This window comes from Rhodococcus sp. NCIMB 12038, from assembly GCF_002165735.1.
Taxonomy (GTDB): Bacteria; Actinomycetota; Actinomycetes; order Mycobacteriales; family Mycobacteriaceae; genus Rhodococcus_F.
In genome coordinates this window covers 150,346-170,437 of sequence record NZ_NHML01000003.1, presented here as the reverse complement: position 1 = coordinate 170,437, position 20,092 = coordinate 150,346, and the positions used below count along the sequence as shown (strand labels likewise).

18 protein-coding genes and 1 pseudogene are annotated in these 20,092 nt (G+C 69.5%); 5 read left to right on the top strand and 14 right to left on the bottom strand.

Features of this window, described 5'->3' with window-relative positions; all coding sequences use genetic code 11:
• Window positions 1-19 precede the first annotated feature (19 nt).
• From CA951_RS04485 to mqo, 9 genes are all read right to left on the bottom strand, one after another.
• Window positions 20-391, bottom strand: a complete 372-nt coding sequence (locus CA951_RS04485; RefSeq protein WP_087555712.1) for a glyoxalase superfamily protein — start codon at window positions 389-391, stop codon at window positions 20-22.
• Between the two features lie 55 nt (window positions 392-446).
• The gene (locus CA951_RS04480; protein WP_256973354.1) at window positions 447-1,880 is read right to left on the bottom strand and encodes an MFS transporter; all 1,434 of its coding nucleotides are present in this window, start codon (window positions 1,878-1,880) and stop codon (window positions 447-449) included.
• 101 nt (window positions 1,881-1,981) lie between these two features.
• Window positions 1,982-3,208, bottom strand: a complete 1,227-nt coding sequence (cobA, locus tag CA951_RS04475; RefSeq protein ID WP_087555985.1) for a uroporphyrinogen-III C-methyltransferase — start codon at window positions 3,206-3,208, stop codon at window positions 1,982-1,984.
• Between the two features lie 47 nt (window positions 3,209-3,255).
• Window positions 3,256-3,636: a cobalamin biosynthesis protein gene (locus CA951_RS04470; protein WP_087555710.1), complete on the bottom strand. Its 381-nt coding sequence runs from the start codon at window positions 3,634-3,636 to the stop codon at window positions 3,256-3,258.
• Window positions 3,629-5,029 (bottom strand): cobyrinate a,c-diamide synthase, encoded by a 1,401-nt coding sequence (locus tag CA951_RS04465; RefSeq protein ID WP_087555709.1) that lies wholly within the window; start codon window positions 5,027-5,029, stop codon window positions 3,629-3,631. The genes CA951_RS04470 and CA951_RS04465 overlap by 8 nt, the downstream gene beginning before the upstream one ends.
• A complete protein-coding gene (gene cobO / locus CA951_RS04460; protein WP_087555708.1) occupies window positions 5,023-5,637 on the bottom strand; it encodes a cob(I)yrinic acid a,c-diamide adenosyltransferase in 615 nt (204 codons plus the stop codon). The genes CA951_RS04465 and cobO overlap by 7 nt, the downstream gene beginning before the upstream one ends.
• 36 nt (window positions 5,638-5,673) lie before the next feature.
• On the bottom strand, window positions 5,674-7,587 hold the full coding sequence (locus CA951_RS04455; RefSeq protein ID WP_087555984.1) for a VWA domain-containing protein: 1,914 nt from the start codon (window positions 7,585-7,587) through the stop codon (window positions 5,674-5,676).
• A gap of 211 nt (window positions 7,588-7,798) precedes the next feature.
• Window positions 7,799-8,305, bottom strand: a complete 507-nt coding sequence (locus CA951_RS04450; RefSeq protein ID WP_087555707.1) for a GNAT family N-acetyltransferase — start codon at window positions 8,303-8,305, stop codon at window positions 7,799-7,801.
• A gap of 64 nt (window positions 8,306-8,369) precedes the next feature.
• Window positions 8,370-9,914 carry a malate dehydrogenase (quinone) gene (mqo, locus tag CA951_RS04445; RefSeq protein WP_087555706.1) on the bottom strand — a complete coding sequence of 515 codons (1,545 nt, stop codon included), beginning with the start codon at window positions 9,912-9,914 and terminating at the stop codon, window positions 8,370-8,372.
• A gap of 121 nt (window positions 9,915-10,035) precedes the next feature.
• On the opposite strand from mqo, the gene CA951_RS04440 reads away from it, so the two are divergent.
• The 3 genes from CA951_RS04440 to CA951_RS04430 are packed head-to-tail and all read left to right on the top strand — an operon-like array spanning window position 10,036 to window position 12,754.
• Window positions 10,036-11,046, top strand: coding sequence for an alpha/beta hydrolase (locus tag CA951_RS04440; RefSeq protein WP_087555705.1), 1,011 nt, complete (start codon window positions 10,036-10,038; stop codon window positions 11,044-11,046).
• Window positions 11,043-12,428: a mycothione reductase gene (mtr, locus tag CA951_RS04435; protein ID WP_087555704.1), complete on the top strand. Its 1,386-nt coding sequence runs from the start codon at window positions 11,043-11,045 to the stop codon at window positions 12,426-12,428. The genes CA951_RS04440 and mtr overlap by 4 nt, the downstream gene beginning before the upstream one ends.
• Window positions 12,425-12,754 (top strand): YnfA family protein, encoded by a 330-nt coding sequence (locus CA951_RS04430; protein ID WP_087555703.1) that lies wholly within the window; start codon window positions 12,425-12,427, stop codon window positions 12,752-12,754. Before mtr ends, CA951_RS04430 begins: the two co-directional genes overlap by 4 nt.
• 34 nt (window positions 12,755-12,788) lie before the next feature.
• Here the strand turns inward: CA951_RS04430 and CA951_RS04425 are convergent, their stop codons facing one another.
• Window positions 12,789-13,355: an alpha/beta fold hydrolase gene (locus tag CA951_RS04425; protein WP_087555702.1), complete on the bottom strand. Its 567-nt coding sequence runs from the start codon at window positions 13,353-13,355 to the stop codon at window positions 12,789-12,791.
• A 65-nt stretch (window positions 13,356-13,420) separates the two neighbouring features.
• Between CA951_RS04425 and CA951_RS45045 the strand changes: the two are divergent.
• Window positions 13,421-13,798: pseudogene (locus CA951_RS45045) on the top strand (ATP-binding cassette domain-containing protein); the annotation flags it as partial.
• On the opposite strand, the gene CA951_RS04415 reads toward CA951_RS45045, so the two are convergent.
• Complete coding sequence (locus CA951_RS04415) at window positions 13,757-15,295, bottom strand: cobyric acid synthase (RefSeq protein ID WP_087555701.1); 1,539 nt, start codon at window positions 15,293-15,295, stop codon at window positions 13,757-13,759. The pseudogene CA951_RS45045 and the gene CA951_RS04415 sit on opposite strands and share 42 nt — an antisense overlap.
• Window positions 15,292-16,149, bottom strand: a complete 858-nt coding sequence (gene map, locus CA951_RS04410) for a type I methionyl aminopeptidase (protein WP_087555700.1) — start codon at window positions 16,147-16,149, stop codon at window positions 15,292-15,294. Before map ends, CA951_RS04415 begins: the two co-directional genes overlap by 4 nt.
• Window positions 16,150-16,279: 130 nt before the next feature.
• On the opposite strand from map, the gene CA951_RS04405 reads away from it, so the two are divergent.
• Window positions 16,280-17,452: an IS30 family transposase gene (locus CA951_RS04405; RefSeq protein ID WP_087555699.1), complete on the top strand. Its 1,173-nt coding sequence runs from the start codon at window positions 16,280-16,282 to the stop codon at window positions 17,450-17,452.
• Between the two features lie 48 nt (window positions 17,453-17,500).
• Here the strand turns inward: CA951_RS04405 and glyA are convergent, their stop codons facing one another.
• Together glyA and CA951_RS04395 are read right to left on the bottom strand one after the other, a co-directional pair.
• Complete coding sequence (glyA, locus tag CA951_RS04400; protein ID WP_087555698.1) at window positions 17,501-18,796, bottom strand: serine hydroxymethyltransferase; 1,296 nt, start codon at window positions 18,794-18,796, stop codon at window positions 17,501-17,503.
• A 66-nt stretch (window positions 18,797-18,862) separates the two neighbouring features.
• On the bottom strand, window positions 18,863-20,083 hold the full coding sequence (locus tag CA951_RS04395; RefSeq protein WP_087555697.1) for a DUF885 domain-containing protein: 1,221 nt from the start codon (window positions 20,081-20,083) through the stop codon (window positions 18,863-18,865).
• Window positions 20,084-20,092: the final 9 nt, after the last annotated feature.

The window sequence follows — 20,092 nt, the reverse complement described above, 5'->3', positions numbered from 1 at the left end:
CTGCTGCCCGCCGTACGGGTCAGCCGCGTTGCGGAAGCTGCTGCAGCGCCCACTGGTTGCCGTCGGGATCGGCGAAGTACACGAAACGCCCCCACGCCAGATCCTGAACCTCGCTGACGGGAACACCGCGGGACGACAATTCCGCGTGGGCGGCATCGGCGTCGTCGATCACGATCTGCAACCCGTGCACCGAGCCGGGCGGCGTGTCGACCAGGCCCTCGCCGACGGCGATCGAGCACGCCGAACCGGGCGGGGTGAGCTGGACGAACCGCACATTCTCGTCCACGCGGTGATCGTGGTCGACGACGAAGCCGACCTGGTCGGCGTAGAACGCCTTGGCCCGGTCCACGTCGGACACCGGCAGGATGATCAGCTCGATTTTGAAGTCCATGACCGGATGCTAGCGACGGTCTCCGACAACCGGGCCGAAACTGGCCGGCCCACGCTCACGCCTGCTGCGCGGCCTTCTCGGCGGCCTGCGCCTGCGCGACCTGTTGCGGGGTGAAGCGGATGAACAGCGCGGCGAATCCGGCGATGAGGGCGCAACCGGCGCTGCCGACGAGAGCGAAGGTGTAGCCGTTGCCCAGTGCCTCGAGTTGCGCCGGGTTCATGTCCGCGACCTTGCCGGAGACGCCGCCGAGCGACAGAGTGCGCGAGGTGGCCATCGCCCCGATGACGGCGAGGGCGAGGGGGCCGCCGAGCGTCTGCGCCACCTGCGCGATGGCGGCGAGCGGACCGATCTCGGTTTCCGACACTCCGGCGATGGCGCACAGCGGGAGCGGGACGACGGCGAGTCCGACGCCGAACCCGATCCCGATGACCGGTACGAACAGGTTGGCCAGGTAGGTGGCGGAACTGTCGAGGGTCGACCCGTACAGCAGCCCGACCACCATGATCGCGGCGCCGGCGACCACCAGCCATCGCGGCTGGATCCGCACGGCGAGCTTGGACGCCACCGCGGCGGCGCTGCCGAGGCCGAACGCGAACGGGATGAACGCGAGCCCCGCTTCGAGGGGGCTGTAGCCGAGGATGTCCTGGACGAACAACGCCACGAACGCGGCGACCGTGAACATGACGGCACCGGCGAAGAAGATCGCGACGAGCGTCGCCACCCGGTTCTTGTCGTGGAACAGCGAGAACGGCAGCAGCGGGTTGTCGGCGGTCCGTTCGACGTAGAGGAACGCGCCGAACAGCAGCAGTCCGGCGACGAGCGCGCCGACCACGTACGGACTGCCCCAGCCGAGTTCCGGGCCCTCGGTGAGCGCGAACACGACCCCCGTCGCGGCGACCGTCGCGAGGACCGCCCCGGGAACGTCGAGGGCCAGGCGTTCGCCCGCGGTCTCCTTGAGCGCCACGAACGCGCACCCGACGATGACGACCCCGATGGGCACGTTGATGAGGAAGATCAGGCGCCACGACACCTCGGTGAGGGCGCCGCCGATGATCAGGCCCGCGATCGACCCGATGCCCGTCATGGCCGCGAAAATCGCGATGGCCTGGTTACGCGCGGGTCCGGCCGCGAACGTGGTCGCGACCAGGGCCAGCGCCGTCGGCGACGCCACCGCGGCGCCGACGCCTTGCAGGAACCGGGCGGCGATCAGCATGAACTCGCCGACCGCGAGGCCGCACAACAGTGAGGCGACGGTGAACAGGGCGACACCGCCGACGAACATCTTCTTCCGGCCGAACGCGTCACCGAGCCGTCCGCCCAGCAGCATGAGGCCACCGAACGCGAGCGCGTACGACGTGAGCACCCAGTTGCGACCGCTGTCGCTCAGACCCAGGTCGGCCTGCAGCGGCGCGAGCGCCAGGTTGGCGACGGTGCCGTCGAGGACCACCATCATCTGCAGCCCGCTCAGCACGACGATCGCCAGCCCCATCACGCGGGTGGCGGCGGGCGGATTCACCGCGGTTCTCGCCGCAGACGGGTTCGACGACGGCGCGCCTTCGGGTACTCGGGATTCAGACACGGGGGTTCACGTTACCCAGCGTCCACAGAAAACCCGGCCACGGGCCCGATGACCACGATGGCGGGGGGACGGATCTGCTCTTCCTTGACCCGCGCGGCGACGGTTTGGAGATCGGCCCGGAGGGTGCGCTGCGTCCGGAGGGTTCCCTCCTGGATCACCGTGACCGGGGTGTCCACGGGACGCCCGCCGTCCATCAGGACCGTCGCGAACGCCTCGATGCGTTCGACGGCCATCAGCAACACGATCGTGCCCTTCAACCGGGCCAGCGCCGACCAGTCGACGAGTGAATCCGGGTGGTCGGGGGCGACGTGACCGCTGACGACGACGAACTCGTGGGTGACGCCTCGATGCGTGACCGGGATACCTGCGGCCGAGGGCACGGAGATGGCGCTGGTGATGCCGGGGACGACCGTGACGGGCACACCCGCGGCGGCGCACGCCTCCAGTTCCTCGTAGCCGCGCCCGAACACGTACGGGTCGCCGCCCTTGAGTCGCACCACGAACTTGCCGGCCTTCGCGCCGTCGATGAGGGCGGCGTTGATCGCCTCCTGCGCCATCGCGCGGCCGTAGGGAATCTTCGCGGCGTCGATGACCTCGACGTCCGAGCCCAGTTCGGCGAGCAGTTCCGGCGGGGCGAGGCGGTCGGCGACCACCACGTCGGCACGGGCGAGCAGTCGGCGGCCGCGCACGGTGATGAGGTCGGGGTCGCCCGGGCCGCCGCCGACCAGTGCGACGCCGGCCGCGGGCGACTCGGCCGTGTCGGCGACCGCACCGGACTGCAACCCCTCGACGAGGGCGGTGCGCACGGCCGCGGACCGGCGGTGGTCGCCGCCCGCCAGCACACCGATGCTCATCCCGTCGTAGCTCGCGCTCGCCGGGGTGACGGCCGTCCCGTAGCGGGCGTTGTCGGCGCGCACGCAGAACACGCGGTTCCGTTCGGCCTCGGCGACGATTGCGGCGTTGGTGTCCGGTTCGTCGGTGCACGCGATGGCGTACCAGGCGTCGGCGAGGTCGCCGTCCCGGTATTCGCGAAGTTCCACTGTGATCTGTCCCGCAGTCGCCATGCCCTCGACCGCCGGTGTGACCTCGCGGCTGATCAGATGCACCCGCGCGCCCGACGCGATCAGGAGCCCGAGCCTGCGCTGTGCCACCGTTCCGCCACCGACCACGACCACACGACGATCGGCCAAATTGAGTCCGACCAGGTAGTTGGTCTCGTCTCCGGTGGCAGCAGTCACGCGCTCTCCCCGTTTCTCCTGAAATTCCTGCACGGCTTGTCTCGAACCTACGAAACTTTACGGGCTGCCGCGACGACGACGCCATTCGCGGACCACTTGGTCACGATCAGCGGCCCACCGCCCGCGCCGAGCACGGCCGCCGCTTCCGCGACGCTCGGCGATCCCGTCGCCGAGTGCACCCGGTCCGACGGGTTGGCCACCTCGACGGTGGCGAGTTCCGCCGCGGCGAATCCGCGGACGGGGACACCCAACTCCGACGCGGCGTCCAGGAGGGCCGGTTCCGCAGCCTTGCGGTCGAGGGTGCACAGGCAGTGCAGAGTCGCGTCCGAAGATGGGCTGGCGGACGCCAGCACGTGCCGGACGGCGGCGAGGATGTCGGCGCGGCCTGCTGCCGCGCGGAACCCGACGCCGACGCAGACGTCAGCCATGAGCGGAGAACGTGCGCGCCGCGGCAACGAAACGGGCGACCGCCTGCGGGTGACCGGCGGGATGGGTGTGCAGGTACGAGGCGTGCACACCGCCGCGCACGAAGCCCTCGCGCGCCGGGGGGCCGTCCCAGGGGCGCCATCCCCACGCCGGCGCGAAGCCGTCCGCCTCCGCCGCGGCGAGCGAGGTGCGATGGAACTCGTGGCCGACCACCCGCTCACCCGCCGCGAAGAGGATGGAGTCCGTCACGGCCACCGCTTCGCGGTACCCGAGTGTCAGGCGAGACCCGAACGTGGCGTCCACCCCGACCACGGAGGCCATGGCGTGGCCGTCGAGGGTGCGCGCGAGGTAGAGAAGACCGGCGCATTCGGCATGGATCGGCGCCCCCGCAGTGGCGAGTTCGCGGATCTGCGCCAGGAGCGCGGCGTTCCCGGCGAGCGCGACGGCATGCTCCTCGGGGAAACCGCCGGGCAGCACCACGCCGCTCGTACCGGGCGGCAACGGATCGTGCAGGGGGTCGAACGTGGTCACGTCCGCACCGGCCGCGCCCAGGAGTTCGCGGTGCTCGGCGTACCCGAACGTGAACGCGCGCCCCCCGGCGATCGCCACGGTGGGTCGCGGGCCGGGCGGAGGTGATCCGACCTCGGCGGCGGGATCCCACACCGGGCCGTCGACCGTCGAGGACGCGAGCGCGCGGATCGCCGGGAGGTCGAGGTGGCGGGCGGCGAGGCGGGTCATCGCGTCGACGGCGTTGACCGCGTCGGCGCCGTGTTCGGCGGCCGGGATCAGCCCGAGGTGGCGTGAGGGGACCTCCAGTTCGGCCATCCGCGGCACGGCGCCGAGCACGGGGAGCCCGACGCGGTCGCACGCCTGCCGCAGCACCTGTTCGTGCCGCGGGCTGCCCACCCGGTTGAGAATCACTCCGCCGATGCGGACACCGGAGTCGTACGTCGAGAAGCCGTGCAGGACCGCCGCGAGGCTCTGACTGTGGCCGCGGGCGTCCACCACGAGCACCACGGGCGCACCGAGCAGCGCGGCCACCTGGGCCGTCGATCCCTCGGCCGACGGCTCGTGGGACGCGGCGTCGATCTTGCCGTCGAACAGGCCCATGACGCCCTCGACGACCGCGAGGTCGCACCCCGAACTCCCGTGCCGGTACAGCGGGGCGATCCGCTCCGCGCCGACCATGACCGGGTCGAGGTTGCGTCCCGGACGTCCCGCCGCGAGCCCGTGGTAGCCGGGGTCGATGTAGTCGGGGCCGACCTTGAACGGCGCCACCGCACAGCCGGACTCGCGCAGCGCTCCCACCAGACCGGTTGCGACGGTGGTCTTTCCGCTGCCCGACGCGGGTGCGGCGATGACCACCGCGGGTACTGCGGGGAGGGTGGTCACCACTCGATGCCTCGCTGGCCCTTCCGGCCGGCGTCCATCGGATGCTTGATCTTGGTCATCTCCGTCACCAGATCCGCCGCGTCGATCAGCGCCTGCGGGGCGTCGCGGCCCGTGATCACCACGTGCTGGTTACCCGGCCGGTTCCGCAGGACCTCGACCACCTCGTCGACGTCCACCCACCCCCACTTCAGGGGATACGTGAACTCGTCGAGCACGTAGAAGCGGTGCTCCTCGGCGCCCAGCCGGCGCGCGATCTCGGTCCACCCCTCCGCGGCCGCGGCGGCGTGGTCTTCCTCGCTGCCGTGCTTACGCGTCCACGACCAGCCCTCGCCCATCTTGTGCCACTGCACCGCGCCGCCGACACCGGTGTCGTCGTGCAGTTGACCGAGCGCGCGGAAGGCCGCTTCCTCCCCCACCTTCCACTTGGCGCTCTTGACGAACTGGAACACCCCGACGTCGAATCCCTGATTCCAGGCGCGCAGCGCCATGCCGAACGCGGCAGTCGACTTCCCCTTGCCCGGTCCGGTGTGGACCGCGAGCACGGGAGCGTTGCGCCGCTGACGCGTGGTGAGGCCGTCGTCCGGAACGTTCTCGGGAACACCCTTGGGCATGTGTCTTCTCTCTCCCTACCGAATTCCGCGTCCGGGTCAGGCCGCGGCGCGGACGACGCCCGCGACCTGCTGCGCGGACAATTCGCCGAGCCGGACGTAACCACCCCGCAGCAGGCGGGACAGCTCCGCGGCCAGCCCGAGCCGGACCATCCCGGTCTCGCAGTCGACGACCACCGACGCGACCGCGCTGTCGGCGAGCAGCCCCGCGGCCACCTTCGCCCGGTGCAGTGCATCCTTGCCGCCGGTCGCCCGTCCGTCGGTCAGCGCGACGACGAGGGCGCGGCGCTGCGGGTCGCGGAGCCGTTCTCGCAACACGACTTCGCGCGCGCGCAGAAATCCTTCTGCCAGTGGCGATTTGCCGCCCGTCTTCATTCCCTGCAGGCGGCGGACGGCGATGTCGACCGATGAGGTGGGCGGCAGGACGAGTTCCGCAGCACGCCCGCGGACCGTGATCACCGCCACCTTGTCGCGGCGCTGGTAGGCGTCGCGGAGCAGTGAGACGACGGCGCCGGTCACGGCCGACAACCGGTCACGGGCCGCCATCGACCCGGAGGCGTCCACCACGAACACCACGAGGTTGCCCTCGCGGCCTTCGCGGATCGCTCCGCGCAGATCGACGGAATCGAGGATCATCCGCCCGGCGGTCCGGCCCCGGGCCACCTGCTGCCCGGCGGCGGCGAACAGCGTGCCCACCAGGTGGAGTCCGTGCCCCGACTCGGCGGTCGAGCGCACCGCGCGACCGCGGGACGAGCGGGAACGGGAACGCCTGCCGGGCGCGCCCTCGCCGACTCCGGGTACCTCGAGAAGCTTGGTGGTGAACTGGGTGCCGGTCGGCGCGGCCGGGCGCTCCGGCGGTGCCGGTGCGCCGCCTCCGGGCCCGTCGGGATCGTCGGGTCCCTCGGGGTCGGTGTCCGTGCCGTCCGCCGCAGGCGGTGCGCCGGGCGGAGATCCGGGTTCCTGCTCCGGCGGTTCCCCGGCGCCGGACCGCGCGTCCTCGTCGGCCTGCCGGAGCGCGTCGTCGAGTTGCTGTTCGTCGAGACCGGGTTCGTCGAACGGATCCCGTCGGCGACGATGCGGCAGGGTCAGTTCGGCGGCCACCCGCACGTCCTCCGCCTCGACGGCCCCCGCGCCCCGCCACGCGGCGTGCGCGGTCGCGGTGCGGGCGAGAACGAGATCGGCGCGCATGCCGTCCACATCGAACGACGCACAGAGAAAAGCGATTCGGCGCAACTCGACGTCGTCGAGCACGACGGCGTCGAGCCGGTCGCGGGCCTCGAGGATGGCGGCGGCGAGGGCGGCGTCCTGCTCGGCGTAGCGCTCGACGAACCCTGCGGGATCGCGTTCGAAGTCCAGACGACGTCGGACCACCTCCATGCGCACGTCCACCTCCCGCGACGCCACGACGTCGACAGCGAGCCCGAACCGGTCGAGGAGCTGCGGCCGGAGTTCGCCCTCCTCCGGATTCATCGTGCCGACCATGACGAACCGGGCGGCGTGCGAATGCGAGATGCCATCGCGCTCGACGTGAACGCGGCCCATCGCCGCGGCGTCGAGGAGCACGTCCACCAGGTGGTCGTGCAGGAGATTGACCTCGTCGACGTAGAGCACACCCTGATGAGCGGCCGACAACAGTCCGGGTTGGAACGCGCGCTCACCGTCGCGCAGAACCTTCTCGAGATCGAGGGAACCGACGACGCGGTCTTCCGTGGCTCCGACGGGCAACTCGATCAGCCGCGCCGGGCGGGTGCCGTTCTCGTCCTGCACCGCCGGCAACAGGGCGGTCAGAGCGCGGACGACCGTCGACTTGGCCGTCCCCTTCTCACCGCGGACGAGGACGCCGCCGATACCGGGATGGACAGCGCAGAGGACGAGCGCCAGCCGCAACCGGTCCTGGCCGACCACCGCACTGAACGGAAATCCCCACGAAAAGTCGGGTCGAACCTGGTCCACTTCACGATCCGTACGCACGCTGCATCCCTTCACGTCCCGGTTTCCTCGCCGAGAGCTTTGGCCGGTACGAACGCCGCGGCAATCTGGCTGGGAGACCGGATCGGCAACCAGGGTGGTGGCAGCCGGTCAGAGATCCGTCACAGTGGCGGGACCGCGCCTGATTCGAACAGGACTTCCCCGCGGACATTCACCTGACGACCCTAGTCGGCGCTCACTTCCCCGCGCTCGACGGGGCCGCCTCCGCAACCTCGTACGTATGGGCGGCACCGCCGCCGCGACGCATGGGGACGTGCGGAATGCCGTCCTCGACGAACTCTTCGCCGTCCGGGCGGAAACCGTGCTTGGCGTACATGTCCACCAGGTATGTCTGCGCGTTGATGCGGCACGGCGCGTCACCGACCTCGGCGAGCGCGGCGCGCAGCAGACGCGTGGTGTGTCCCTGACCGCGCGCAGGCCGCGCCGTGCACAGCCGGCCGATGCGGAACGACTTGTTGCCGTCGGCGTGCTCCTCGAGGAGGCGGAGCGTGCAGACCACCTGACCGTCCTGCTCCAGCCAGAAGTGGCGCGTCTCGGCCAGCAGGTCCCGGCCGTCGAGTTCCGGGTACGGGCACGCCTGCTCGACGACGAAGACCTCTACGCGGAGCTGGAGCAACTCGTAGAGCGTCTTGTTGTCGAGATCGAGTGCCCACGAACGCTTGAGTGCTGCAGTTGCCGTCATGACAGGCAACTATCGCACAGCGCCCGCGAGTGTGCCCGACCGTGGACCTCGGCCGGGCGGTCGGTCAGACCGCGACCGACGCGTCCTCGACCTTGCTGGTGTCGAGCTGGAGCACCTTCGACGTCCAGTCCCACACCTGCGAGAACAGGCCGGTGTCGTCGGAGAGCTTGATGCCGAGCGAGGGCACCATTTCCTGGAGCTTCGGCTTCCACGACTCGTACTGGGTCGGGAAGCAGCGCTGCAGCACGTCGAGCATGGCGGGCACCGCGGTGGACGCACCCGGCGACGCACCGAGCAGGCCCGCGATGCTGCCGTCGCCGGCGTTGACGACGGCGGTGCCGAATTCGAGGACGCCACCCTTGCCCTTGGCCCGGCGGATGACCTGGACGCGCTGGCCCGCGGTGATCAGCTCCCAGTCCTTGCCGAGCGCCTTCGGGACGAACTCTCGGAGGGTCTCGATGCGGCCGGCCTCGGACATCGCGAGCTCACTGATCAGGTACTTGACGAGACCGAGTTCGCTGACGCCGACGCCGAGCATCGACAGCAGGTTGTTCGGCTTGACCGAGCTGAGCAGGTCGGTGACGCGGCCCTGCTTGAGGAACTTGGGCGACCAGCCGGCGTACGGACCGAACAGCAGTCCGGGCTTGTTGCCGATCACGCGGGTGTCGAGGTGCGGAACCGACATGGGGGGCGCTCCGACGGCGGCCTTGCCGTAGACCTTGGCGCGGTGCTGGTCGATGAGCTCCGGGTTGGTGCAGCGCAGGAACGCGCCGCTGACGGGGAACCCACCGAAGCCCTTGGCCTCCTCGATGCCGGACTTCTGCAGCAGGTGCAGTGCACCGCCGCCGGCGCCGACGAACACGAACTTGGCGCGCACGACCTTCTTCGCACCGTTGCGGCGGTTGGTGACCTTGACCACCCAGCTGCCGTCGGACTGCTTGGTGAGGTCGGTGACCTCGTGCCCGAAGTGGACGACGCCGCCGGACGCGCCGACGTAACCGAGGAGCTGCTTGGTGAGGGCGCCGAAGTCGACGTCGGTGCCGTCCTGGGTCCAGTTGAGGGCGATCGGATCGCTGAAGTCGCGGCCCTTCGCCATCAACGGCAGGCGACGGGTGAACTCGTCGGGGGCGTCGATGTACTCCATGCCCGCGAACAGGGGGTGGCCGGCGAGGGCGTCGTAGCGGGCCCGCAGGTACTTCGCGTTGGCCTCGCCGTGCACGAAGCTCACGTGCGGGATGGGGTTGATGAACTCCTTGGGCTGCGTCAGCACACCGGTCTCGACGCCGTGCGCCCAGAACTGCCGCGACACCTGGAACTGCTCGTTCACGTTGACGGCCTTCGTGATGTCCACGCTGCCGTCGGCGTTCTGCGGGGTGTAATTGAGCTCACACAGTGCGGAGTGCCCGGTGCCCGCGTTGTTCCACGGGTCGCTGCTCTCGGCGGCTACTGCGTCGAGCCGCTCGAATGTGGTGATCGACCAATCGGGCTGCACCTGACGCAGGATCGCTCCCAGCGTCGCGCTCATGATGCCCGCGCCAACCAGCACTACATCCGTTTTCGTCTCTACCGCATTCTGATCTGACACTGGAGTATCGACTTCCTTGTCCATAGCCGTACGCGCATACGCCTGCCGTGTTCGCCGGATAGGTTACCCGCGCGTATGAGCGAAAATCACCTGCCCCAATTGTGCGCCTCCCCGCACCCCCGAAACGCACATTAGATTGTGATCTGTGACTACTTGGGCTCCCGACGTTCTCGGCGACGGTTATCAACAGCTGACCATCCCTCTCGGCACCGACCCCGACGGGGAGGGCGAGGTGAAGGCGACACTGATCCGCTACCAGCCCGCGCAGGAAACGAAGAAGACCGGCCGCGCCGTGCTCTACGTCCACGGATTCACCGATTACTTCTTCCAGAAGCACCTGGCCGAGCACTTCGCCGAACAGGGTTATGCGTTCTTCGCACTCGATCTGCGCAAGTGCGGGCGCTCGCTCGAACCGGGACAGACGCCGCACTTCGTCTCCGATCTGAGCCTCTACGACGCCGAACTGGACGAGGCGTTGCGCCAGGTCCGGGAACAGACCGCCGACGGCGAGGTTCTGCTGGTCGCGCATTCGACGGGCGGCCTGGTGCTGCCGTTGTGGCTGCACCGCCTGCAGCGCAAGGCGGGCGGCACCGCGGCCCTCGGCATCAGCGGGGTCATCCTCAACAGCCCGTGGTTCGATCTGCAGGGTCCGTCGTACCTGCGGAACGTCGGGACGGTGGCCGTCGACGCGGTCGGGCGGGTCAAGCGCAAGTCGATCATCCCGAAGACCGGGCTCGACACGTACGGCGTGAGCCTGCACGTCGAGGGCAACGGCATCTGGAACTACAACCTCGACTGGAAGCCGCTGAGCGGTTTCCCCGTCACGTTCGGGTGGCTGCGCGCGGTGCGCCGCGGGCACGCGCAGTTGCACCGGGGACTCGACATCGGGGTTCCGGCCCTGATCCTGCGTTCCAAGGCATCGTACTTCGCGCCGCGATACGACCCCCGGGTCGATACGGCGGACGCCGTCCTCGACGTCCGGCAGATCGCACGCTGGGCGGGGTGCCTGGGCGACCGCACGACGATCGTGCCGATCGCGGGCGCCCGGCACGACGTGTTCCTGTCCGCCGACCAGCCCCGCGCCGAGGCATTCGCCGAGGTGGACCTGTGGCTCGAGTGGCTGCACGGCCACAACGCGGCGGAGGCGAACCGGTGACCCATTTCGATCTGGCGATCATCGGCTCGGGGTCCGGCAACTCGCTGCCCGACGAACGGTTCGCGGACATGAAGGTCGCGATCCTGGAGGAGGGCACGTACGGCGGGACATGCCTGAACGTGGGCTGCATCCCGACGAAGATGTTCGTCTACGCCGCGGAGGTGGCCCGCACGGTCACCGGTTCCGCCAAGTACGGCGTCGACGCGCAACTCGAGGGTGTGCGCTGGCCCGACATCGTCAAACGGGTCTTCGGCCGCATCGACCCGATCTCGGCCGGCGGGGAACGCTACCGCGCCGAGGACAGCCCGAACACGACGCTGTTCCGCGGGCACGCGACGTTCGTGGGTCCGCGGACCCTCGACACCGGGACCGGAGAGGTGATCACGGCCGATCAGGTGGTGATCGCCGCGGGATCGCGGCCGATCATCCCCGACGTCGTCCACGCATCGGGTGTGCCGTTTTACACGAACAACGACATCATGCGGCTGCCGGAACTGCCCGAGCGGATGGTGATCATCGGCGCGGGATTCATCGCCGCCGAGTTCGCGCACGTGTTCTCCGCGCTGGGCACCCGGGTGTCGCTGATCGCACGCAGTCCCCGCCTGCTGCGCCACCTCGACGAGGACGTCTCCCGCCGATTCACGGATCTCGCCGAGCAGAGATGGGACGTGCACCGCGGGCACGCCGTGGCGGCCGTGCGCCGGGACGGTGACGGCGTCGCCGTCGAACTCGCGGATGGCACCGTCGTCTCGGGCGACGTTCTGCTGGTGGCCACCGGCCGGCAGTCGAACGGGGACGCCGTCGGGGCCGCCGCCGGTGGCGTCGACCTCGACGACGAGGGACGCGTCGTGGTCGACGAATTCCAACGGACCAGTGCCGAAGGCGTTTTCGCGCTCGGGGACGTCTCCTCGCCGTACCAGCTCAAGCATGTCGCCAACCACGAGGCCCGGGTCGTTCAGCACAATCTGCTGCAGGACGCGTGGAAGGACACGTCGGGGCTGCGCGCCTCGGACCACCGGTTCGTTCCCGCCGCCGTGTTCACCGACCCGCAGATCGCGCACGTCGGGCTCACCGAGGCCGAGGCCCGCGAGGCCGGCTGGGACGTCACGGTGAAGGTGCAGGCATACGGCGACGTCGCGTACGGGTGGGCGATGGAGGACGACGAGGGTCTCTGCAAGGTCGTCGCCGAACGGGGCACCGGGCGTCTGCTGGGGGCGCACGTGATCGGCGCCCAGGCGCCGACAGTGATCCAGCCGCTGATCCAGGCGATGAGCTTCGGTTTGACGGCGCAGCAGATGGCACGGGGACAGTACTGGATCCACCCGGCGATGCCCGAAGTGGTCGAGAACGCTCTCCTCGGCCTCGACGTGCCGTTCGAGTGACGGTCGCCAGATCCGTCGCGCTGTTCGCCGTCGCGGCACTGTTCGAGATCGGCGGCGCGTGGCTGGTGTGGCAGGGCGTCCGCGAGCACCGGGGCTGGATCTGGATCGGCGCCGGTGTCGCGGCGCTCGGAGCGTACGGGTTCGTCGCGACGATGCAGCCGGACGCCAACTTCGGCCGCATCCTCGCCGCCTACGGCGGGGTGTTCGTCGCGGGCTCGCTGATCTGGGGCATGGTGGCCGACGGTTTCCGCCCGGACCGCTGGGACGTCTCGGGCGCCCTCATCTGCCTGCTGGGCATGGCTGTCATCATGTACGCCCCACGCTGAGCCCGGCCGGGCTCGGCGTGGGGCCGCGCCGGGTCTACCAGGGGCTGGTGCGGAGCACGATCTCGGTCGCGAGTTCCGCCGCCGCGGCCGCCGGGACGTTGCTGACACCGTCGAGTTGGACGACGCGGAAGTCGGAGTAGACGAAGCGTCCGCTGGCGTCCGCCTCGGCGCGCCGATCGGGGTCCCCGACCATCACGGTCGTGGGGAGTTCGACCGCCGGACAGTCGGATCCGCGCACCGCACCCGCGGCGTCGGGCGCCGCCGGATGTCCCCGGTCGGCGACGACGAGACTCGCGAAGCGCCCGAACTGGCGCGCCGCCAGCGACCAGGCCAGTTCGGCCCCTTCCCGGCTGCCGACGAGGTTGACCCACCCGACCTTCAGCTCGTCGAGCAGGCCCATGACCGCTGTTTCGTCTAGACCGGTGATGTCCTCGGGCACGATCGTGCGCAGGTCCGAATTGTGCAGGCGCTCGCAGACGCCGTCATAGACATCCGGCCCGTCGCCGGCCCCCGGTAGCAGGAGAACGGTGTGTTTGCTCTCCGGTCCGTCGATCCGGACCGTGCAGTTTCCATTTCCCACCGCCACGTGCGTCAGTTCCATGGGCTAAAAACTACGCGATCGGGGACCCCTCGCGCTCGAACCGCCCTGGTTCGCTGGTTCGCGACATGAGTACAGTTCATCGATCCGCTCGTCACCGTACCGCCTCGGCGCGGTGCCTCGGCAAACGATTCGGTGACTTCGCCGCACTCGACGGGATCGATTTATCAGTGCAGGAGAACAAGATCTACAGACTCATCGGCCGCAACGGCGCGGGCAAGACCACGTTCATGCAGATCCTCATCGGCCAGGAGTTCCCGACCTCGGGCACGGTCGAGGTCTGCGGGCAGGAGCCGCACGAGAATGCCGGGTGCTCGCGCTGCATCACCGGTGGTGGTCGGCCTGTTCACGCTCAGCGTCGGCACGCTCCTCACCGCGTGGCCGGTCGTCCGCCGCGCGACGGCCTAGCGCAGCAGGGTCGACGCGATGGCCGGCAGCCCGGTCGGGGCGCCCGCGCCGAGCAGCGTCTCGAGGGCGTGCAGATCGAGGTTCTGCTCCACCAGGTCCGCCAGCAGATCGAGTTGAGCGGTCCGGATCGCGGCGACGTCCGTGTCCGGGGCGGTGACGAAACCGGTTCTCCCCGCATGCTCGGCCACGTCGTCCAGCAGAAGCCGGCGGAAGCGGTCGGTCTCGAGCAGACCGTGCCAGTGCGTGCCGTACACGGCGCCGCGGATACTGCCCTCCGCGGCGCCGCTGCTCGCGTGGAGCAGCGGCGGATCACCATTCCGGCGCACGCGCCCATGATGGATCTCGTACCCGGACACCGGAACTCCGTGGGCGTCGCCGCGGACCTGGGCGAGCACCTTGTCCGGGGCGAACTCCACCTCGAGGTCGAGCAGTCCCAGGCCGGGCACCGCACCGCGGCCGGATTCGACGTCGTCGACGATGCCGGACCCGAGCATCTGGTAGCCGCCGCAGACACCGAGAACCGGGCCGCCGCGTTTCGCATGCACGGTGATCGCGTCCGCGATGCCGGTGCGGCGCAACCACTCCAGATCCGACACGGTCGACTTGCTGCCGGGCAGCACGATCAGGTCGGTGTCCTCGAGTCGCGACGGATCGCTGACCCAGCGCACCGACACCCCCGGTTCGCACGCGAGCGCCTCGACGTCCGTCGAATTGGAGATGCGGGGCAGGCGGATCGCCGCCACGCGCAGCCAGTCGTCGCCGACCGGTGGTGCCGGACGCCCGACCGGCGCGTCCCCCACCACACCCAGCGAATCCTCCGCGTCGAGCCACAGGTCCTCGGCGAAGGGAATCACCCCGAACGTCGGGCGACCCGTCATCGCCGTCAACTGCTCCAGACCCGGCGCGAGCAACGACACGTCGCCGCGGAACTTGTTGATCACGAAACCCGCGATCAGCGCCTGATCCTCCGGTGCGAGGACCGCCACCGTGCCGAACAGGTGAGCCAGCACCCCACCGCGGTCGATGTCGCCGACGACGAGCACCGGGAGGTCCGCCGCGCGGGCGAGGCCCATGTTCGCGAGGTCCGTGGCCCGCAGGTTGATCTCGGCGGGAGACCCCGCTCCCTCGCACAGCACGACGTCGTACTCGGCGCGCAGCGATTCCAGTTCCTCGGCCACCACCGCGCGCAGGTGCTGCCGGTGCTCGATGTAGTCGCGGGCCCCGACCGTCGTGACGGCACGCCCGCGCACCACCAGTTGCGACGTGCGGTCGCTGCCCGGTTTCAGCAGCACCGGGTTGAAGCGGACGCTCGGCTCGAGTCCGCAGGCCGCGGCCTGCAGGGCCTGCGCCCGGCCGATCTCGCCGCCGTCCAGCGTGACAACGGAGTTGTTCGACATGTTCTGCGCCTTGAACGGCGCCACCCGGACACCCCGCCGCGCCAGCATCCGGCACAGTCCGGCCACGAGCACACTCTTGCCCGCGTCGGACGTGGTGCCGGCGACGAGCAGGGCGCCCCTCCACCGACTCTCGCTCAAGGCAGGGTGAGGATCTCGTTGCCGGTCTCGGTGACCACGATGGTGTGCTCGAACTGGGCCGTCCACTTGCGGTCCTTGGTGACCACGGTCCAGTCGTCGTCCCACATGTCCCAGCCGATGTCACCGAGGTTGATCATCGGTTCGATCGTGAACACCATGCCGGGTTCGATGACCGTGTCCACGGAAGGCTCGTCGTAGTGGAGGATGACGAGGCCGTTGTGGAACGTGGTGCCGATGCCGTGCCCGGTGAAGTCGCGGACCACGCCATATCCGAAGCGGTGCGCGTACGACTCGATGACGCGGCCGACGACGTTGAGTGCCCGGCCCGGCTTGACGGCCTTGATGGCGCGCATCGTCGCCTCGTGGGTCCGCTCCACCAGCAACCGGTTCTCCTCGGCGACGTCGCCGGCGAGGAACGTGGCGTTGGTGTCTCCGTGTACGCCGCCGATGTAGGCGGTGACATCGATGTTGACGATGTCACCGTCCTGGATCACCGTCGAATCCGGGATACCGTGGCAGATCACCTCGTTCAGCGAGGTGCAGCACGACTTGGGGAATCCCTTGTAGCCGAGCGTCGACGGGTAGGCGCCGTGATCGATCATGTACTCGTGGGCGATGCGGTCGAGTTCGTCGGTGGTGACGCCCGGCGCCACCGCCTTACCGGCCTCCTGCAGGGCCTGCGCGGCGATCTTGCTCGCCACCCGCATGGCCTCGATGGTCTCCGGGGTCTGGACCCACGGCTCGTTGCCTTCCTTCGCCGTGGGCTTCCACGCGTACTCGGGACGCTCGATCCCCGCCGGTACGGCGAGGACGGGAGACACGATTCCGGGGCTCAGTGCTGTGCGGACAGACATGGGTACCAGGTTAGACCCGCACCTGGCCGGGGCGCCCCGGGACCCGCCGCGCTGACGCACCCGTGCGCCTTTCCGGTAGGGCGGGTTCAACCGGTCGTTGCAACATCCCTGATGATGGAGGGTGTTGCAGATGGTGATGATCGGTCGTCCGCCGGCGTCGGAGCAGTCGCGGTTGATGTTCTGGCAGTGTCGTACGCAGGGTGCCACGGTCGTGGAAGCGGCGTGCGCCGCGGAGGTGACCGCGTCCACCGCGCGCCGGTGGATCATCGACTCCGGTGGGGTTCGTCCCCGCCGGAGTCCACCCCGATCCGCCCGGTTCCTGTCCCTCGAGGATCGCGAACAGATCGACGTGATGGTCCGCGACCGGTGCAGCATCACCGCGATCGCGGCGGCGTTGGGGCGGCATCGCACCACGATCAGCCGGGAGATCGAGCGGGGCACCAACCGGCGCGGCTACTACGTCGCCTCCACCGCACACCGGGCCGCGCAGGCGAGGTCCCGGCGCCCGAAACCGGCGAAGCTCGCCGTCCACGACCGGCTGCGGGCGTTCGTGGAGAAACAGCTGACGAAGAAGTTCTCACCCGAGCAGATCTCCCGGACCCTGGTGCGCAGGTTCCCGAACGACCCGGAGATGCGTGTGTCCCACGAGACGATCTACCTCTCGCTCTACATTCAGGCCCGCGGCGGCCTCAAACGTGAGCTGACCAGCGCACTCCGGACCGGGCGGGCGTTGCGTAAGGGCCACCGCAAACCCGGCGAGCGGCGCGGCCGGATCCCGAACATGGTCAATGTGTCCGAGCGCCCNTCCGAGGCCGAGGACCGGAAGGTCCCCGGGCACTGGGAGGGCGATCTGATCATGGGCGAGGGCAACCGGTCGGCGATCGGCACCCTGGTCGAGCGCAGCTCCCGGTTCGTGATGCTGCTGCATCTGCCCGGCGGGCATTCCGCCCAGAACGTGCGGGAGGCGATGGCCGCGCAGATCGGGGAGCTGCCGGAGGCGTTGGCGCGGTCGGTCACCTGGGATCAGGGCACCGAGATGACCCAACACGCCCAGTTCACCGTCGACACGGGGGTGCAGATCTACTTCTGCGATCCGCACTCCCCGTGGCAACGGGGCACGAACGAGAACACCAACGGGCTGCTGCGCCAGTACTTCCCCAAGGGCACCGACCTGTCCGTGCATTCCGCCGAGCACCTACGGTTCGTCGCCGACGAACTCAACGACCGTCCCCGCAAAACCCACGACTGGCATACTCCAGCCGAGAAGCTCAACGAATTATTCGATGGTGCAACGACCGCATGAATTCGCCTTGCTCCAGCTACCAAAAAGGCGCACGAGCGGCGGAGCCGCCTAAATCAGGCGCCAGTCCTCGAGACCCTCGTACAGCGGGAAGTCGGCGGCGAGCTTCGACACGCGAGCCTTCAGCGTCTCGACGTCGGACGCACCGGCGAGCGCGGTGCCGATGATGTCGGCAACCTCGGTGAACTGCTCGTCGCCGAATCCGCGCGACGCGAGCGCGGCCGTGCCGATCCGGAGTCCGGACGTGACCATCGGCGGGCGCGGATCGAACGGCACGGCGTTGCGGTTGACGGTGATGCCGACCTCGTGGAGGAGGTCCTCACCCTGCTGGCCGTCGAGCTGCGAGTTGCGCAGGTCGACGAGCACGAGGTGGACGTCGGTGCCGCCGGTGAGGACACTGACGCCCTTGTCCACGACATCCGAGCCGGTCAGACGCTCGGCGAGGATCTTCGCACCGGTGAGGGTGCGCTGCTGACGGTCCTTGAACTCATCGGTGCCGGCAATCTTCAGGGAGACGGCCTTGGCGGCGATGGCGTGCATCAGCGGCCCGCCCTGCTGGCCGGGGAACACGGCGGAGTTGAGCTTCTTCGCCCACTCCTGCTTGGCGAGGATCAGACCGGAGCGGGGTCCGCCGAGCGTCTTGTGGACGGTGCTGGACACGACGTCGGCGTAGGGCACGGGGGACGGGTGCAGCCCGGCCGCGACCAGGCCCGCGAAGTGCGCCATGTCGACCCACAGGTACGCGCCGACCTCGTCGGCGATGGACCGGAACGCGGCGAAGTCCTCGTGCCGCGGGTACGCGGACCAGCCGGCGACGATGACCTTCGGCTGCGCGGCGACGGCGATCTTGCGGACCTCGTCCATGTCGATGCGGTGGTCTTCCTTGCTGACCCCGTACGACTCGACGTCGTAGAGCTTGCCGGAGAAGTTCAGCTTCATGCCGTGTGTGAGGTGGCCGCCGTGCGCCAGGTCGAGGCCGAGGAGCTTCTCACCCGGGTTCATCAGGGCCATCAGGACCGCTGCGTTGGCCTGTGCGCCGGAGTGCGGCTGGACGTTCGCGAAGTCGGCGCCGAACAGTTCCTTCGCCCGGGTGCGGGCGAGGTCCTCGACGATGTCGACGTGCTCGCAGCCGCCGTAGTAGCGGCGGCCCGGGTACCCTTCGGCGTACTTGTTGGTGAGGACGCTGCCCTGAGCCTGGAGGACGGCGCGGGGAACGAAGTTCTCCGAGGCGATCATCTCCAGCGTGTCGCGCTGACGGGCCAGCTCACCTGCCATGGCCTGGGCGACTTCGGGGTCGAGTTCGGCGAGGGGGGCCGTGTTGACGTCGGTACCGGGCACAGCGGTCATCGAGGAATCTCCAAGCTGGATGCGGAAGCGAATGCTCCCAGTCTACGAACTACCCGTGAGGACTTCCTAACCGCCCGCGGTGAGGTATCCCTCACCGGCACGCAGGACGCTGGGAACGAGCGGCTCGTCGAGCAGTCGGCGGAACCGTTCCGACCGCTCTGCGCCGACCGGCACCTCCGCCAGCCAGCCCCCGAGCAGCCGGTACCCCTCCACGTAGGTGCTGGTATACGCCCGCCACAGCGGCGAGGACAGGAAGCGCAGCGACTGCCGGGCCCGCTCCGGCGTCGACAGGCTCCACCGCTGCAGGAACGCCGCGACGTCGTCGTGGCTGCGGCCCTCGTCGTGCAGCATCATCGCCGCGTCCTGCCGCACCCCGAGCAACTGTCCGGACGCACCGGACAGGCGTTGCGCCTGCTCACCGTCGAATCGCAGACCGAGGTCGGCGTAGATTTCCTGCGCCCACAGCCCCCAGTCGGACCCGACGATCGATTCGAGCGCGAGGTCCGCGAGGCCCTCGGCCATCAGGCACTGCGGGGTGTTGACCACGAACAGCGTCTGCTCGAGTTGTCCCGCGCCGACGAGTCCGGCTTCCTTCCGGCAGTGCTCGGTGTGGTGACCGGGGTACGACTCGTGCGCGATCAGCCGCGGCAGGTTCGCCATGTGCTGCTCGAGGTCGGAGTTGATCGCGACCTTCGAGCGGTAGTCGCCGAGGTAGTAGTTGAACCCGGACCACGGCTTGTCGCCCACCACCTCGTACTCCACCACCTCGGAGTCGGGCAGCGCGTAGTGCTGTCGCACCAGGTCGCGCAGGGCGCTGGAGAAGGCGTCGACGCATTCCTGCAACCGGTCGGCGGGAATCGCATCCTTCGCCCGGTGGACCCGGATGCGTTCGGCCAGCGGCCCCGGTCCGGGCAGCACGGCGTCCATCTTCCGGTGCGCCTCCCGGTACTGCTCCTCGTCACCGCGTTCGATGCGGACGTCGAAGTACGCCTCGACCTCGTCGACGAAGCCGACGTCGTCACCCGCGAATTTGCGCCCCGAGCATTCGAGGGCGCGCAGGTGGACGTCGACGAACCGGGTCCGTTCCTCGGACAGACCCGCCGACGGCAACTCCGCGCGGAGGTTCGCCGCCGTGCGGGCGAGATCCCGCGGATCGGGCTTCGGTGCGTTCTCCACCTGCCTGCGCAGCGCGGGATCGCCGGTGTACGCGTCGACGAATCCCTCCTCCAGCCGGTCGAAACCCAGCCCGAGCAGCAAGTATTCGCGAACGAACGAATCGGATTCCATGCCGTCCGA